The sequence below is a fragment of the Sulfobacillus sp. hq2 genome, from assembly GCF_002903155.1.
In the GTDB taxonomy this organism is placed as follows: Bacteria; Bacillota; Sulfobacillia; order Sulfobacillales; family Sulfobacillaceae; genus Sulfobacillus; species Sulfobacillus thermotolerans.
In genome coordinates, this window is record NZ_NWUL01000011.1 from 101,574 (window position 1) to 115,854 (window position 14,281).

The window sequence follows — 14,281 nt, forward strand, 5'->3', positions numbered from 1 at the left end:
CGATGAGCGTCTATGACGAAAAACCTTGGTTGAAGCATTATGGGAATGTGCCACCAGAGATTGCGCAACCCCTTCGACCCTTAACCGATGTCATTGAACGCTGGAAAGACTGTGACGATAGAACGGCCGTGGTATTGGAAGACAGGACTATAAGCTATCCCGTTTTGTGGTCCATGGTAAACCGCGTGGCGGAAGGATTGCGGCGGTTGGGCGTTCAAAAAGGTGACCGTGTGGCCATTATCTTACCGAACAGCTTGGCCTTCTTACAAGCCTATTTCGGGATTTTGCGTTTGGGTGCGGTGGTTGTCGCGCTCAATCCGTTGTATACTTCATCAGAGCTGGCCGCGTTGTTAATGGATGCTGCCCCACGCACCCTGATTGTCCCGCCACAAGCCGTCGATCGGTTGCCTTCAGGCCTTCCCTGGCCCGTATTAATCGCCGATATGAACAATGACCAAGCGGTGGAAGAAAAGGCGTGCGCAGCATATCCGCAAGCTTCCTCCTTTAGTGCATGGTTGTCGTTGCCGGAATTGGCTACTCCCCCGGACATTGAGCCTGAGCATGATTTAGCGCTCCTGCAGTATACAGGCGGCACGACGGGTTTGCCCAAAGGCGCGATGCTGTCCCATGGGAATCTATGGGCCAATGCCGAACAGTCGCGCCTATGGATGCAAGACATCGTGTCTGCCGATCACCAAGACACCATCCTGATTGCTTTGCCATTATTTCATGCGTACGGGATGACGGTCGGCATGAATTTGGGCTTGTTGATTGGAGCGCGTTTGGTCTTTATGGTCCGTTTTCATCCCGAACAGGCCGCATTCTGGATTGAACGCACGAAGCCAACCCTCTTTCCCGGAGCCCCTACGATGTATGTGGCGCTCGCGCAATATGCGGCTCAACATCATTTGGACCTCACCTCGATTAAAGGGTGTATCAGCGGCTCGGCTCCGTTGCCCGCTCAAGTACAAGAAGACTTTGAAAAACTAACCAAAGGGCGGATTGTAGAAGGGTACGGTTTGACCGAGGCGTCTCCTGTGACACATTGTCAGCCTTTATGGCCGGTCGATGTGAAATCGCCAGGCATTGGATTTCCGTATCCGTCTACAGCTGTGCGGATTGTCAATGCGTCCGGTGAAGATGTTCCTGTTGGCGAAAAAGGTGAATTGTTGGTGAAAGGGCCTCAAGTCATGCAAGGATACTGGAATCGACCGGAAGAGAGCCAAATGGCGTTGAAAGAGGGATGGCTTTATACGGGAGACGTGGCGACGATGGATGAAGACGGATATTTCCATATTGCTGACCGTAAAAAGGACCTCATTATTTGTTCCGGGTTTAACGTGTACCCGCGGGAAGTGGAAGAAGTGCTCTACCAGTATCCGGGGATCGAAGAAGCCTGCGTCATTGGGGTACCTGATCCCTACCGAGGAGAGACCGTTAAAGCCGTTATCGTGCCGCGCGCGGGCGTCGCGTTGGACGCCCGTGCGCTCGATGCGTTTTGTCAAGAGAGGTTGGTTTCATACAAACGTCCGCGGATTTATGAGATGGTGGACCACTTGCCGAAATCAGCGATCGGCAAAATTCTACGCCGGGAGCTAAGCCGCACGGCGGCGCAGAATGACCAAAAAATAGGCGGCAAAGAAAAGACCTAGTGCAGGAATTCCGTAGCTAGCCGCAACAATCCGCACATGCACAAACGCAAGCCACAAGAGGCCGGCCGATCCGAGCCACGGACTGACCGGCCCGCTATTGCGCCCGCCAATGGAAATCAGCACGGCGGCTAACAGAAGAAATCCTATCCACCACCAAAGGCCATGGCCCAAGGACAACAAGGAAAAAGTGACGGCTAAAATCAGAAGCCGCAAAAGGCCCCGGCTGTGAAAGCGCCAAGGAGGAGTGGTAGTTCTGGGCACGGCAGAAAGTTTGGGACGCATTATGCAAAAAACCTCCAAAACCGGTTTGTTGAAGCTCATCGCAAGCTCGGGTGTGTTTGCCGCGCCCGTAATCAAAGCGGGCTTGGGAGCGAAGCTTGTCTAGCTCATAGTATCATTGCTGTGCGTTTTTGACTAAAAATTAGAGCGATTTGGGGTGGGAATTCGCACGCAGACGACCTGTCACGCGCTTTGTGTCTTTGGGTAGACTAAAAAACAAAAGACGCCTTGATGAGGAGGACAACGAAATTCCTGGGCCTCGAGAATATTACCTTTTAAATTGGTAGATGGTATAATACGGGGGAATTTAGTGTGCACACGGGGGTATGGCTATGCAGGTCACTGATGCAGCGTATGAAGTATTAAAAGAACACGGGCAGCCGATGGAAGTGCAGGACTTGCTCGATGAGACGTTGCGCAAACTGGGCCAAGACCGGGAAGCCCGTCAAGTGGCAAGAATTTACACAGAAATTAATCTTGATGTCCGCTTTCAATATCGTGGCAACTCGATGTGGGGATTAAAGGAATGGTTGCCTAAATCGGTAGCAAAAGGGTCGACTGGTCGGTCGGGCGGCTACGACGACGAAGAGAACGGCGACGTGGAGGAGGACGAGGGCTAACCTTCGGACTCCTTCTCCTTTTGAGTAAAAATCAATAGGCGGACAGCAAGAATTGTTATGAGGCATGGACATTAAGGGGAGGACATTGTGGCGAAGTTTGTGTTTATAACGGGTGGGGTCGTGTCATCCTTAGGCAAAGGGATAACAGCAGCGTCTTTGGGGCGTATTTTAAAAAGTCGGGGCGTGAAAGTCACGGCTTTAAAGTTGGATCCGTATATTAATGTGGATCCTGGTACAATGAGCCCTTTACAACATGGCGAGGTTTTTGTTACGCAAGATGGCGCGGAAACAGACTTAGACCTAGGTCATTATGAACGTTTTATGGATGTGAACTTGGGACAAGCCAACAACGTGACCACAGGCCGCATTTATTGGTCCACTCTGACCAAGGAACGACGCGGCGATTTTCTGGGAGGCACCATTCAGGTCATCCCGCACATTACCAATGAAATCAAAGAGCGAATTCACCGCGTTGCCGAGGCATCAGGAGCCGACGTCATTATTGTGGAAATTGGCGGCACTGTGGGCGATATTGAGAGCTTGCCGTTTTTGGAAGCAATCCGCCAAATGCGGTCAGATATTGGCCGCGACGCGGTCATGTACATTCATGTCACGTTGGTGCCCTATCTCAATGCGGCGGGCGAAGCGAAAACCAAGCCAACGCAGCACTCGGTCAAGGAATTGCGTTCTATTGGCATTCAGCCCGATGTGATTGTCTGCCGCGTCCAGAAGCCGTTGTCGCGCGATTTGCGTGACAAAATTGCGTTGATGTGTGATGTGGATCGGAAGGCCGTTATTCAAAATGTTGATGCCGAATCGATTTATCAATTGCCTTTGATGTTAGCGGAAGAGGGCTTGGACGATATTGTGTTAGATCGGTTGCAGATGCAAGCGCCGCCTGCTGACCTGGCTGATTGGGCGCAAGTGGCCAAACGGGCAACAACGTTGCAAGGGGATGTGACGGTTGCTGTTGTCGGCAAATATGTGGCGCTGCACGATGCATATATGAGTGTGGTCGAGGGGCTTGTGCACGGAGGGCTCGCCCATCAGGTTCGGGTTAATATTAAATGGGTCGACTCCGAAGAAGTGGAAGAGCAGGGAGCTGCGGCTTTATTGGAGGGCGTGGACGGGGTTTTGGTGCCTGGTAGCTTTGGCTACCGAGGTGTCGAGGGAAAAATTCAAGCAATTACGTGGGCGCGTGAAACAAGAACCCCATTTTTCGGGATTTGTATGGGCATGCAGGCCGCGGCCATTGAAGTGGCGCGCAATGTCTGCGGATTGGAAAATGCGAATTCTACGGAGTTTGATCCGAACACCCCGTATCCTATTATTGACTTGATGCCCGAGCAGCAAGGCGTGATGGACATGGGCGGCACCATGCGGTTAGGGAGCTATCCATGTACCTTGAAGCTAGGGACTAAGACTCAAGCTATTTATCAAGATACCTTAATTTTCGAAAGGCATCGCCACCGGTTTGAGTTAAATAACCGGTTTCGGGAGATGTTGGCAGACAGCGGACTCGTGGCGTCGGGTCTGTCGCCGGATGAGCGTTTAGTTGAAATTATGGAGTTGCAGGGACATCCTTGGTTTGTGGGGACGCAGTTTCATCCCGAATTTCAGTCTCGCCCGAATCGCCCACACCCCTTGTTCGCAGGATTTGTGGGAGCTGCGGCTAAGCGCAAGGGACTAGGCCCAGACAAGACGTTAGTGGAAGAAAATGCGGGGGCTGTGGGCCATTCCTAACGGGGGGTCTGTCTTATACCTAACGCTCTAAGAGTCTATCGCAACAGGTCCGGTGCCGGGTTCGGGTACCGGACCTCCTTATTTGCTCGCTAGTGGGGATGGTGCATCAGAACTAAACTGCGGTTGATGGGGTATAAAGCTATGGCAGAGGGCGAAGATAAGGGCAGTGACGACCGTGTATTCGGATATCAGCGGTCAAAATTACACCTGTCAGGAGACGACGTTGCTTATGTTTACGCAATCTGCCTTTCTTCCCATTGCCATTGGATTTTTTGGACTGGGCACCAACTACTTTGTGTGGGGGGGACAAGCCCTCTTCAACCACCCACCGAACGGCCCCGAAATTGATAAAGCGGTGGCGATTTGGGGGATCTGGATGGGGGGCTTCATGCAGTTCATCACCGGGGTCTATCTCATGGTGGGTTTGAGCTGGTTTCCCGTATACACCTCAAAGGCTCCCTTATATATGGCTGCTGTAGCTTTTACCGCGTATGGCGTGCACTGGTTTGCGATTGGATGGCGCCGATATATTCGGTCGCCAGGAGGTGCTGAAGGATGGATGGCCATTGCCTATGCAGCCCTTTCCTTATTGGGAACCTTGATCTTTTTAGATGCCGGAGACGTGCCTGTGGGCATCTTGTTTATCATTCTGTTGCTCATTTACTTATCGGAAATTCCTACCCGACTCGCTGGTTGGAATCCTGGAGCACGCTTAGTGGGACTGTGGCAATTTCTGGGCGCTATCTGGCTCATGTATTTAACGTACGGCGTGGTATTCAACACCTCTTTAGGAGGACACTGGTGGGTTTAGTGCTTGAGTATGCAAGGGGACGAGGCTTTCCAAGAGAAGGGGCTTGGAAAGCCTCTTGGGTTTGCGTAGCGGTCATGGATACTCTTTGACAAGGTTTTTGCAGACAGAATATACTGAAGCAAAAGAGGAGAGGAGGCTCGACACATGGGATTGATTTCACGGGTGTCCACCATCTTTAAATCGAAAGTCAACAATATCTTGGATAAGGCTGAAGACCCTCGCGAGACCTTAGAATATTCCTATCAGAAGCAAGTCGAGCAGCTTCAGCAAGTTCGGCGTGGAGTGGCCGAGGTTGTGACGTCGAAAAAGCGTATCGAATTGCAGCTGAATAAGCTACAACAAATGGCCGCGCAATGGGACCAAGATGCGCGCGACGCGGTAGCTGCCGGCCGTGACGATTTGGCCCAAGAAGCCTTGACCCGCAAGCAAACAGTCGTTGCGCAAATGCAAGGACTGCAAACGCAAATTGCGGATTTGGAGAAAGAGGAGCATCGCCTACAAGATGCCCAACAAAAGCTGTCGTTGAAAGTGGAGACGTTCCGGACGCAAAAAGAAGTTATCAAGGCGCAATACTCCGCGGCCCAAGCTCAGGTGAAAATTGGGGAAGCGTTTTCAGGGTTGGGCGAGGACATGGCGGATGTTAACATGGCGTTGCAGCGGGCGCAGGACAAAACTCAGGCCTTGCAGGCACGCGCTCAGGCCATTGACGCGTTGTCCGAGGCGTCTTCGTCGACCCTACAGCTTGATGCAGCCCCATCGACAGGGGATTCCATTCGCGACGAATTGAATCGTCTCAAAGGGTCAACATCGGTGTCCGATGAGTTGGCAAAGCTGAAAGAAGAAATGGGCAAGGGAGAACCCTCATGATTGTTAGGATTTTGGCAGAAGGCCAGTATGACGTGGACGGAGCGACATTGGACGCTATTCATCGTCTGGATGATGAAGTCATGCAGGCCATCATGAACAACGATGCTGGGCGCTTTCATACTCTCTATGGGAAGCTCGTAGCACTGGCACGAACGGGCCGCCGAATTGAACCGCATGAATTTGCGGAATCGGATATTATACTTCCAGCGGCCGATACCAGTTTAGCGGAAGCAAAGAAACTGTTCAGTGGCACAATCGACTAACATGATCTTAAAGGGGAGGATCCCAGAGCGCGTACCATCGCTCCGGGTCTTTTTCTATGGGCATAAAAGGCTTCAGGGTTTGGGCAATCCGAAATTCCCGGGCTTGGTCGCGACGATGGGAGAGTTGAGGGACAAAGGGGTAAAAGGCCGCGCGACGATAGGTGTAAATCAAGTACCATGAGGGCGTGAAGGCAAACATCGCGGCCAGAAGACTATCGCCATATCCGGCTTGCTTTAACATATCTGCGGTTAAGTGCAGCGCGTTGATGACATCTTCGGGATCTTTTCCCTCAAAGACAATCCAGCGATAGCCTTGTTGGTCGTCCACGTGATGGGCTGTGACCGGCATATCTTTGCCGCCTAAGGTGAGAATTTGTTGGACATCCTTTTCTAAGGATTCATACCCTGAATTGTCAACGGTACGTAGAATAATGGCCGCTTGGCCAGCAAACGTACTGTCAAGACGAGTCTCAAGATCTAATAAAGCGGTTGAGAGGGCAAAGAGTTGATCGGTTTTGCCCTCCGGTATTTTTGTTCGGCCGAACAGCGCATCAAAGAATCCCATATGATCCTCCTCACGTGATGGCGGCTATTTCTCCATATCTTCCTGCATTTTTTGCAGATACGCGATGCGATGTGGCAAAGACGGATGTGTGGAGAAAATTTCCATCAGGCTATCTTTGCGAATCGCGGGGAAGATAAAGAACGCGTTAAAGTTTTCCGCCTGGCGCAAGTCCCGTTGCGGCGTCCGTGCCATATTGGCATTGATGCGCTGCAAGGCACTGGCAAGATAGCCAGGATGACCGGTGAGAATGGCCGAACCGCGGTCAGCTGCATATTCCCGGTACCTGGACAAGGTCCGAATGAGGACGTAACTAATCGCCCAGACAAGAACAGATACCAACCACACCACCATAATCGCCTGCCCTCCGCGGCGGCCGCGATCTTCTTCGGCCATAAAACCGAAGAAAAAGAATTGTTGAACGATGAAGGCGGCAATCATTGCAAAAAAGCTGGCAATAGTAATCACCGCGACGTCATGATTCTTAATATGGGTCAACTCGTGGGCTAATACCGCTTCTAATTCTTGTTCCGGAAGCTGATCCAAAAGGCCTTGGGTCACGGTGATCGTCGCCTTTTTAGGACTGCGTCCTGTAGTAAAGGCATTCGGCATGCGAGTCGGCATCACGGCAATTTTGGGTACCGGGATATCCGCGAGTTGTGCGAGACGCTCGACCATAGCATACAGCTTGGGCGCTTGCTGGGGCGTAACAATCCGTGACCCCGTCGTTAATAGCACCAGGCTGTCTGAAAAGAAATATTGGCTAAAGGCTAATGCCATAATGATTAAAATCAGTAACGGCAATGCCACACCTGCGTCCCATAACACCACAATAAACGCCAAATACAACGCCGCTAACAACATCATGGTAATGAACATCCGAAGCGATAAACCAAAATCGTGGCCATACCAGGCCGCAGTTTTTTTTGCCATCGACGGTATGCTCCTTTCCTCTTATAGTATAGTCTACGTCCTAAAGGTCTTGCACTCAAGCTTAAGAGACGATTGTTATGAGAATCAGTCTCAGTTTACTGCGGCAAAGGCTTGTCTAGTGTGGTGCGATGAGCTAAAACGTATGCGAGAAATTGTGCTGGGTAGACGTCTGTGGCAAAAAACGGATCGACAAAGTTCTTGCAAAATCTCATCACGGAGAGTAAAATGGTTTTTGCTGCTGGGGGATGATGTAGCGGTAGCATAGGTGACTCTGGATCACCTCGCCTAGGTTCGAATCCTGGTCCCCCAGCCAATTATGGCCCCATAGTCTAGAGGCCTAGGACGCCGGACCCTCATTCCGGAAACAGCGGTTCGAATCCGCTTGGGGCTACCATTTAATAACCGCTGTGAAGCGGTTATTTTTTTATGCTCACTGTCCGACGGCCTGAATAATTCTCGCATCTCGCGTGGATTAAGACCGTTGCGAAAATCCAAGGCTGGGTTTGAACGAACGACCCAAGCCTTGGATTTTAGTGGTGTTAAGGGTGAACGGTGGTGAGCATATGCCATTTGATGCCGCTGACGTCCTCTACGGTTACGGTGACCTGAGTGCCTGGGGGAATAGGGCGATTGATAGCGAGTCGTATCGTGCCCTTGGCGGAAAGCGGCACGATGAGTCCGTGTGGGCCTGGGGCGATTTTTTCAAAATGATAGACGTTGTGAATAGATTCTTTTGAGATCTTGTGCAGTTGTTGACCATTCCATATCTCATAGACCTTTCCGGTGCTAGATGTGAGGGCCACCATGGAGGTAAATTCCCCATAGACGCCAGAACCTCCGGTATTATACAGTTCTAGATCAAGCATGTGCGGTGTGACGTGGGTGCCGGTTAACACTAAATCAGGTTTTTTGCTGTAGTTGACTAACTTTCCCCACAGACCATGGTGAAAGACTTGATAGGTGAATAGGGTGATGACCACCCCGACAATCAACATGCCAAGGGCTTGCCGTTTTTGGTTTTTCGTTTCAACGGCTTCGTGTTTGATCGCCATCATTTTTCACTCCTTACACGGCAGTTTTTAAGCTAATCTGATGCGCCAAGGGCCAATGTGAACATAACCATCCCAGTTTCTGAGCAGCCACCGGTCCAAACTCCAAGGGCCAGCGCCGGAGAACATAAAGACCATCGCAGCAATGCCTTCCACGGTACCAATTTGCCATTCGTCAACACATGTGGTTCCTTGCCAGCCGTCCCCCCACAAAATCCCAAAACTCAATAGGACTGCTCCAAGAGCGGAAAGACGGGTCAGAGTTCCGCTGATTAAAAATAATCCAACCAAGAATTCGATCCACGTGAAGATAATTAAGAATCCAAAGGCTGTGTGCGGGTGAAGAATTAACGTGTTCATTAGATGATTCAGAGGCCAAAATCCCGCCTGTTATTCGCAGTATGCCCGCCTTGGGGCCTGCTGGCACAACGAGCGTAGGCGTTAGAGCTTCTGATTTACCATGGGTTGTGCCTATGATTTTGTCTAAGAGGGCCAAAAGGCCAAGGTATCAGTGCCCGAATGGTAGTGTTCGGCTCAAGTCCCGCAACGTACACTGGGGATGACAAATCTGTTTGAATGGTAGAGGTGGAGAAGGACCGTGGAAGTCGAAGCGTTTGGGTATTCCAGTTCTGTCATTGTGAGGCGCCTACGCTTTATCATTCCTTTGACCTGTTTCCTTGAAGTGTTATTACACCCTGCAAATAGTGAAGGATTTGCCGTCGTCGGTTTCGCGGCGGTTATCGATGTTTTGCGTCACGAATGGTTCTTGGCCTCAACCTCAAAGGGATCATTGTCTTCTACTGCATGGCGTGACGCCGTCTATGCGCTGCTTATCTATGTTCTCTATCTGACCCAAGCCCGGTTTCCTGCTCTTGCGCTCTCCCCTGTTCCAGTGATGGAGTTAGCATTAATGGCCAATCCTTCGATGGTCAAAAAAATCCTGCCCACTGTGGCAGGATTGATTGCGATTCGCCGCATAGTGTTGGCACGCCAAGGATTATTACTCTTACATATGGTTTGGCCGCTTTGGATTTTGGCGGCAGCCCTAATGGCGCTGATAATAGCCGGGCTAGTCCGGCAGCATGATCAAGCCAAAGAATCTGCTAATACCCTTATTCAGCGTCATCAGCAACTGTTAATGCGCGTGATTGAGCGGCTTTTCGAGGAGACCCACGTGATAATAGCTGATGCCGAGCGTGAGCGCCTCGAGGCATTGATTACCCAGCTGTGTCGCTCGGGCGGGGGGAAGCTCTCAGAAGAACTAAGCCATATCGTCGCTTGTGCTATAAAAGAACATGAGGAGGTCTTACATCTTTTCACGCCTCGTGAGAAAGAAATTCTTCAGGGAATGGCACGCGGATACTCTTACCGGCAGATTGCGGTCCATCAGCAGGTTAGTGAGGGAACGGTGCGGGCCCATGCGGCTAACATTATGCAAAAAATGGGTGTACACTCGCGTAGGGATGCTGTGCATTGGGCTCAACAGCAGCACATGCTTCCGGTACAGCCCGGCTCAGCTCCAGCCAATACGCGTCAAGAGTAAGGGCAAGCCGGTAAGGGGAGGATACGACAGTGATAACCACGTGGACAACGTGTTTGCGTTGGGCGGAATGTGATGTGGCCGGCATCATTTATCACGCTCATTTATTTGATTGGTTTTCTGAGGCGCGAATTCATTGGCTTCGAGCGCACAATATGGATTACTATAAGATCTTGAGACCGTTAGGTCTTGAGTTGTTGGTACGACACGCTGAAGCAGACTTTATTCATGCTATGCGTCCCGGAGACCGCTGTGACGTGCATGCGTCACTCACTAGGCTTACGCCCACACGCGCGACCTTTACGTATCAGGTCACGTCGCAAGGCCAGGAAACGAGTCGGGGAATCACCGAACATATTTTTGTGCTCAATGGGCATGCTGCTCGCCTGGACCGTTCTTTGCCTGAGTACTATGGTTCTTTGCAGCAGTTGTTGTCCTAAACACAACAGGAGGCAAAAATCATGGCCATTAAACCCTATCACTACGAGCTTCCACTGGATTTTAATCAACCTTCAAATCGCAAAGCCATGGAATCGGCGCTGCGCGAAGTCAAAGAGCAATTTGGTCTATCCTACCCGCTGTTAATCGGCTCCGAACGCGTTGACACGGAAAAAAAGATTACCTCGACCAATCCCGCCCATCCCGACCAAGTCGTAGGATTTGTCTCCAAAGCCGAAGCGAGTCACATTGACCAAGCCATTAAGGAGGCGTGGCGTGCCTTTGACTCATGGAAGAAGGTGCCCGCCGCAGACCGAGCACGCTACCTCTATAAAGCGGCAGCAATTATGCGCCGTAAAAAATTGTTTTTGGCAGCCGTAGAGGTCTACGAAGCTGGCAAGACCTGGGCGGAAGCGGAAGGCGACGTCAACGAAGCGATTGATTTTATGGAGTATTACGGTCGGCAAATGGAGCGGTTGGGAGCGCCTGTGCCCTTGACCCCTTTAGACGATGAAGACGACCAGGCCTTTTATGTACCCATCGGCGTGGGCGCAATTATTCCCCCGTGGAACTTCCCGTTGGCGATTTTGACGGGAATGACAACGTCTGCGATCGTGGCCGGAAATTGTGTCATATTAAAGCCGGCGAGTGCGACCCCGGTGATTGCCGCGCATTTTGTCGAGATTATGCATGAAGCAGGGCTGCCATATGGCGTCTTGAACTTCGTGCCGGGCGATGGCGGCACGATTGGTGATTATATTGTGACGCACCCGCTTATTCGCTTCATCAGCTTTACGGGCTCTCGAGAAGTCGGCTTGCGCATTAACCAATTAGCGGCCCAAGTAGCTCCCGGCCAAAAGTGGATTAAGCGCGTCGTGGCGGAAATGGGGGGCAAAGACGCCATTGTTGTGGATGAAACTGCCGATCTCGACAAGGCAGCACAAGATATTGTAACATCGGCGTTTGGATTTCAAGGACAAAAGTGTTCCGCATGCTCCCGCGCCATTATTGTTGATGAAGTCCATGATGTGTTGTTGAAGAAGATTGTGGAACGGACCAAAAAGCTGGTTGTCGGCGATCCCGATAATTTTAACAGTCAAATGGGTCCCGTGATTGATCCCAAAGCCTTTGAAAAGGTTCATAGTTATATTCAGTGGGGGAAAGAACACGCGCATCTCGAAACCGGTGGCGGGACCATGGACCGCGACGGCTATTTTATTCCGCCCACGATTTTCTCGGATGTGAAGCCAGGGAGCAAGCTGGAACAAGAAGAAGTGTTTGGGCCAGTGTTAGCGGTGATTCGGGCACGTAATTGGCAAGATGCGCTAGCAATTGCTAATGATACCGAGTACGGGTTGACGGGGTCGGTGTTTACTGCTAAAAGAGACCGCATAGAACAAGCCAGTGATGAATTTGAAGTGGGTAACTTGTACATTAACCGCAAATGTACGGGAGCCATTGTCGGAGCTCATCCCTTTGGAGGATTCAATATGTCAGGAACGGATTCGAAAACGGGCAGTCCTGACTACCTCCTTCTATTTATGCAAATGAAAGTGGTGGCGGAACGCTTCTAATGGTGCGGGGCAGGGAGATCACCCATCTCCCTGCTTAGGACGTTCTGGGAGCAATGCGTCCCTCGCGATACGGATCCTTGTCCCAGATAAACGCACTGCCCGTGGACCACAGGGTATGCGTGCTTGTCGCTTGCAAGAAGGCCCGGTCGTGACTCGAGATAATCACGGCGCCGGGGTAGCCAATGATCAGGCTTTCAAGAGCTAAGCGCATGCGGATATCGAGGTGGTTGGTAGGTTCATCTAAGAGGAGCAAGTCAGTTGGTTGCATCAGCACTTCGAGTAGCTTAAGGCGCGTGCGCTCTCCTCCAGACCACCCATCAATCATCGACTCCAAGAGGTCCTTGGATAGACCAAAGTGGCTTCCCAAATAATATATTTCTTCGCGTACAAAGCCTTGGTCATAAAGATAATCCATACCGGTAACGCCTTGAGGCAGTTTTGTTACCGCATCTTGAGGCAGATATCCAATGGCCGTATCTTGCATCCAGTGAACTTCGGAACGGGGCACCGTCAGGGCCTCCAGTAGTGTCGATTTTCCCGTTCCGTTAGGCCCAATGAGGGCCACCTTGGCATGGGGAGGCAATTTAAAACTTAGGGGCTCCCACACACGATGAGGGCGTTTAAGAACTAAGGATTGAATGTGGGCTAACGGCTCATGGCCGCTGTGACCGGAGCTGTTGTGCAACAGCTGCAAATCGCGCGGGCGTGTAGAGGGCGCCGTACCAGTTCCTAGCTTTTCTAACCGCTTCATGCGGCTTTGGGCTTGTTTAGCACGGGTACCGGACCGAAAACGAGCGATGTATTGTTCTAGGCGTAGGCGTTCCTCTTGTAACCGTTGATACTGAGCTTCTTCTGTCTTTAAGCGTTCTTCACGCAGATTGCGGTATTTCGTCCAATTTCCCGCCGTCGACCAAAAAAACCCGTCTTCCCATGACACAATACGTGTGGCGATGTGGTCTAAAAATGCCCGGTCGTGAGACACTACAACGCATGCGCCCCGAAAGCGCCGGATTTGCTCTTCCAACCACTGCAGCGTGTTCACATCCAAGTGGTTATTGGGCTCATCGAGCAGCCAAATATCCGCGCCGGACAAAATAATTTGCAACAGTGCTAGTCGATGTTGTTCTCCGCCGGAAAGATGCTGGGGAGAGTCATTGAAACGGGATTCAGCAAAGCCCAGCGCAATGAGGCCCGCCCGAACGGTCGCTTCCCATTCATATCCGCCCATGTCCGAAAATTTTTCGGAGAGCCTGCCCCACTGCTCGGTTAACTCGATGAGTTGTTCAGAGGTCATATCCGGGTTGGCCATGGCTTGTTCGACGTGCTGCAGCTGTTCTTGAGTTTGCCGAAGCTGGCTGTTGGCGTCCGCTGCACAGGCCCAAATTGTCGAGCAAGAAGGCTTTTGCCACTGATTAAGTTGGGTGATATAAGGGGCGCCCATGACTTTTATGGAGCCGGAGTCGGGTTCGATGGCTCCTGACAATAAACCTAAAAAGGTGCTTTTGCCCATCCCGTTGGGTCCAACAATGCCAATTCGGTCACCAGCATTAATATTTAATGTAATGTTGTTAACTAAGGCGCGACCGCCCATTGAAAGTTGGGCCGATTGTACAGAAAGCCAAGCCATAAAATACAAAACCTCCGCGCTGACGCTTTTCTCTGTATCTTAACACAGGGCGAATACGTCAGTCGTGATGCATTAAGTTCCGCAAGCTGGGCGAAACTAATTCGACACAGAAGAAATTGGGAGTTGCATACGCAGCAAAAGGGTGTTATTATATCAAAGCTGTCCGCGAGGACAGTGAGACCACCCGGTTTAGTGGTGGTGCCCGGTCCTTGAAAACTATATCGTCATGAACGCGTCAAGGGAAACAGAAACAGTCAGCAAGACAATGAGTCATGGAGAGTTTGATCCTGGCTCAGGACGAACGCTGGCGGCGTGCGTAATAC

15 protein-coding genes and 2 tRNA genes are annotated in these 14,281 nt (G+C 51.2%); 11 read left to right on the forward strand and 6 right to left on the reverse strand.

The window, feature by feature from the left end; genetic code table 11:
• Positions 1–2 precede the first annotated feature (2 nt).
• Complete coding sequence (locus tag CO251_RS01590) at positions 3–1,652, forward strand: long-chain fatty acid--CoA ligase (RefSeq protein ID WP_103374061.1); 1,650 nt, start codon at positions 3–5, stop codon at positions 1,650–1,652.
• Here the strand turns inward: CO251_RS01590 and CO251_RS01595 are convergent.
• The gene (locus tag CO251_RS01595) at positions 1,596–1,934 is read right to left on the reverse strand and encodes a hypothetical protein (protein ID WP_103374062.1); all 339 of its coding nucleotides are present in this window, start codon (positions 1,932–1,934) and stop codon (positions 1,596–1,598) included. The genes CO251_RS01590 and CO251_RS01595 overlap by 57 nt on opposite strands.
• Positions 1,935–2,263: 329 nt before the next feature.
• Between CO251_RS01595 and rpoE the strand changes: the two genes are divergently transcribed.
• The 5 genes from rpoE (at position 2,264) to CO251_RS01620 (ending at position 6,235) form a co-directional block, all read left to right on the forward strand.
• Positions 2,264–2,551 carry a DNA-directed RNA polymerase subunit delta gene (gene rpoE, locus CO251_RS01600; RefSeq protein ID WP_103374063.1) on the forward strand — a complete coding sequence of 96 codons (288 nt, stop codon included), beginning with the start codon at positions 2,264–2,266 and terminating at the stop codon, positions 2,549–2,551.
• Between the two features lie 87 nt (positions 2,552–2,638).
• Complete coding sequence (locus tag CO251_RS01605; protein ID WP_103374064.1) at positions 2,639–4,294, forward strand: CTP synthase; 1,656 nt, start codon at positions 2,639–2,641, stop codon at positions 4,292–4,294.
• Positions 4,295–4,523: 229 nt separating this feature from the next.
• Entirely contained in the window at positions 4,524–5,105 is a 582-nt protein-coding gene (locus CO251_RS01610) for a hypothetical protein (protein ID WP_103374065.1), read from the forward strand.
• 144 nt (positions 5,106–5,249) lie between these two features.
• Positions 5,250–5,972: a PspA/IM30 family protein gene (locus CO251_RS01615; RefSeq protein WP_103374066.1), complete on the forward strand. Its 723-nt coding sequence runs from the start codon at positions 5,250–5,252 to the stop codon at positions 5,970–5,972.
• Positions 5,969–6,235 (forward strand): hypothetical protein, encoded by a 267-nt coding sequence (locus tag CO251_RS01620; RefSeq protein ID WP_103374067.1) that lies wholly within the window; start codon positions 5,969–5,971, stop codon positions 6,233–6,235. Before CO251_RS01615 ends, CO251_RS01620 begins: the two co-directional genes overlap by 4 nt.
• A 7-nt stretch (positions 6,236–6,242) precedes the next feature.
• On the opposite strand, the gene CO251_RS01625 is transcribed toward CO251_RS01620, so the two are convergent.
• Both CO251_RS01625 and htpX read right to left on the reverse strand, forming a co-directional pair.
• Positions 6,243–6,800 carry a hypothetical protein gene (locus CO251_RS01625; RefSeq protein WP_103374068.1) on the reverse strand — a complete coding sequence of 186 codons (558 nt, stop codon included), beginning with the start codon at positions 6,798–6,800 and terminating at the stop codon, positions 6,243–6,245.
• A 24-nt stretch (positions 6,801–6,824) separates the two neighbouring features.
• On the reverse strand, positions 6,825–7,730 hold the full coding sequence (htpX, locus tag CO251_RS01630) for a zinc metalloprotease HtpX (RefSeq protein WP_103374069.1): 906 nt from the start codon (positions 7,728–7,730) through the stop codon (positions 6,825–6,827).
• Positions 7,731–7,969: 239 nt separating this feature from the next.
• On the opposite strand from htpX, the gene CO251_RS01635 reads away from it, so the two are divergent.
• Both CO251_RS01635 and CO251_RS01640 read left to right on the forward strand, forming a co-directional pair.
• Positions 7,970–8,043: transfer RNA gene (locus CO251_RS01635), tRNA-Gln, on the forward strand.
• A gap of 5 nt (positions 8,044–8,048) precedes the next feature.
• A tRNA-Glu gene (locus CO251_RS01640) sits at positions 8,049–8,124 on the forward strand.
• 145 nt (positions 8,125–8,269) lie between these two features.
• Here the strand turns inward: CO251_RS01640 and CO251_RS01645 are convergent.
• Positions 8,270–8,785 carry a TQO small subunit DoxA domain-containing protein gene (locus tag CO251_RS01645; RefSeq protein ID WP_103374070.1) on the reverse strand — a complete coding sequence of 172 codons (516 nt, stop codon included), beginning with the start codon at positions 8,783–8,785 and terminating at the stop codon, positions 8,270–8,272.
• Between the two features lie 24 nt (positions 8,786–8,809).
• Positions 8,810–9,151 carry a TQO small subunit DoxD gene (locus tag CO251_RS01650; protein ID WP_255398082.1) on the reverse strand — a complete coding sequence of 114 codons (342 nt, stop codon included), beginning with the start codon at positions 9,149–9,151 and terminating at the stop codon, positions 8,810–8,812.
• A gap of 226 nt (positions 9,152–9,377) precedes the next feature.
• Here CO251_RS01650 and CO251_RS01655 point away from each other — a divergent pair, with 226 nt between their 5' ends.
• From CO251_RS01655 to pruA, 3 genes are read left to right on the forward strand one after another with little or no spacing between them, the layout of a single operon-like run.
• Entirely contained in the window at positions 9,378–10,322 is a 945-nt protein-coding gene (locus tag CO251_RS01655) for a LuxR C-terminal-related transcriptional regulator (protein WP_103374072.1), read from the forward strand.
• 29 nt (positions 10,323–10,351) lie between these two features.
• Positions 10,352–10,759 carry a thioesterase family protein gene (locus CO251_RS01660; protein ID WP_242968189.1) on the forward strand — a complete coding sequence of 136 codons (408 nt, stop codon included), beginning with the start codon at positions 10,352–10,354 and terminating at the stop codon, positions 10,757–10,759.
• A 21-nt stretch (positions 10,760–10,780) separates the two neighbouring features.
• Positions 10,781–12,331 (forward strand): L-glutamate gamma-semialdehyde dehydrogenase, encoded by a 1,551-nt coding sequence (pruA, locus tag CO251_RS01665; RefSeq protein ID WP_103374073.1) that lies wholly within the window; start codon positions 10,781–10,783, stop codon positions 12,329–12,331.
• A 34-nt stretch (positions 12,332–12,365) separates the two neighbouring features.
• Here the strand turns inward: pruA and CO251_RS01670 are convergent, their stop codons facing one another.
• The gene (locus CO251_RS01670; protein WP_103374074.1) at positions 12,366–13,958 is read right to left on the reverse strand and encodes an ABC-F family ATP-binding cassette domain-containing protein; all 1,593 of its coding nucleotides are present in this window, start codon (positions 13,956–13,958) and stop codon (positions 12,366–12,368) included.
• Positions 13,959–14,281 lie beyond the last annotated feature (323 nt).

Excerpts from the sequence above, each read along its gene's own strand:
- rpoE (WP_103374063.1), top strand. The coding sequence starts at position 2,264 with ATGCAGGTCACTGATGCAGCGTATGAAGTATTAAAAGAACACGGGCAG.
- CO251_RS01625 (WP_103374068.1), bottom strand. The coding sequence starts at position 6,800 with ATGGGATTCTTTGATGCGCTGTTCGGCCGAACAAAAATACCGGAGGGC.
- CO251_RS01620 (WP_103374067.1), top strand. The coding sequence starts at position 5,969 with ATGATTGTTAGGATTTTGGCAGAAGGCCAGTATGACGTGGACGGAGCG.
- pruA (WP_103374073.1), top strand. The coding sequence starts at position 10,781 with ATGGCCATTAAACCCTATCACTACGAGCTTCCACTGGATTTTAATCAA.
- CO251_RS01645 (WP_103374070.1), bottom strand. The coding sequence starts at position 8,785 with ATGATGGCGATCAAACACGAAGCCGTTGAAACGAAAAACCAAAAACGG.
- CO251_RS01590 (WP_103374061.1), top strand. The coding sequence starts at position 3 with ATGAGCGTCTATGACGAAAAACCTTGGTTGAAGCATTATGGGAATGTG.
- htpX (WP_103374069.1), bottom strand. The coding sequence starts at position 7,730 with ATGGCAAAAAAAACTGCGGCCTGGTATGGCCACGATTTTGGTTTATCG.
- CO251_RS01610 (WP_103374065.1), top strand. The coding sequence starts at position 4,524 with ATGTTTACGCAATCTGCCTTTCTTCCCATTGCCATTGGATTTTTTGGA.
- CO251_RS01670 (WP_103374074.1), bottom strand. The coding sequence starts at position 13,958 with ATGGCTTGGCTTTCTGTACAATCGGCCCAACTTTCAATGGGCGGTCGC.
- CO251_RS01615 (WP_103374066.1), top strand. The coding sequence starts at position 5,250 with ATGGGATTGATTTCACGGGTGTCCACCATCTTTAAATCGAAAGTCAAC.
- CO251_RS01595 (WP_103374062.1), bottom strand. The coding sequence starts at position 1,934 with ATGCGTCCCAAACTTTCTGCCGTGCCCAGAACTACCACTCCTCCTTGG.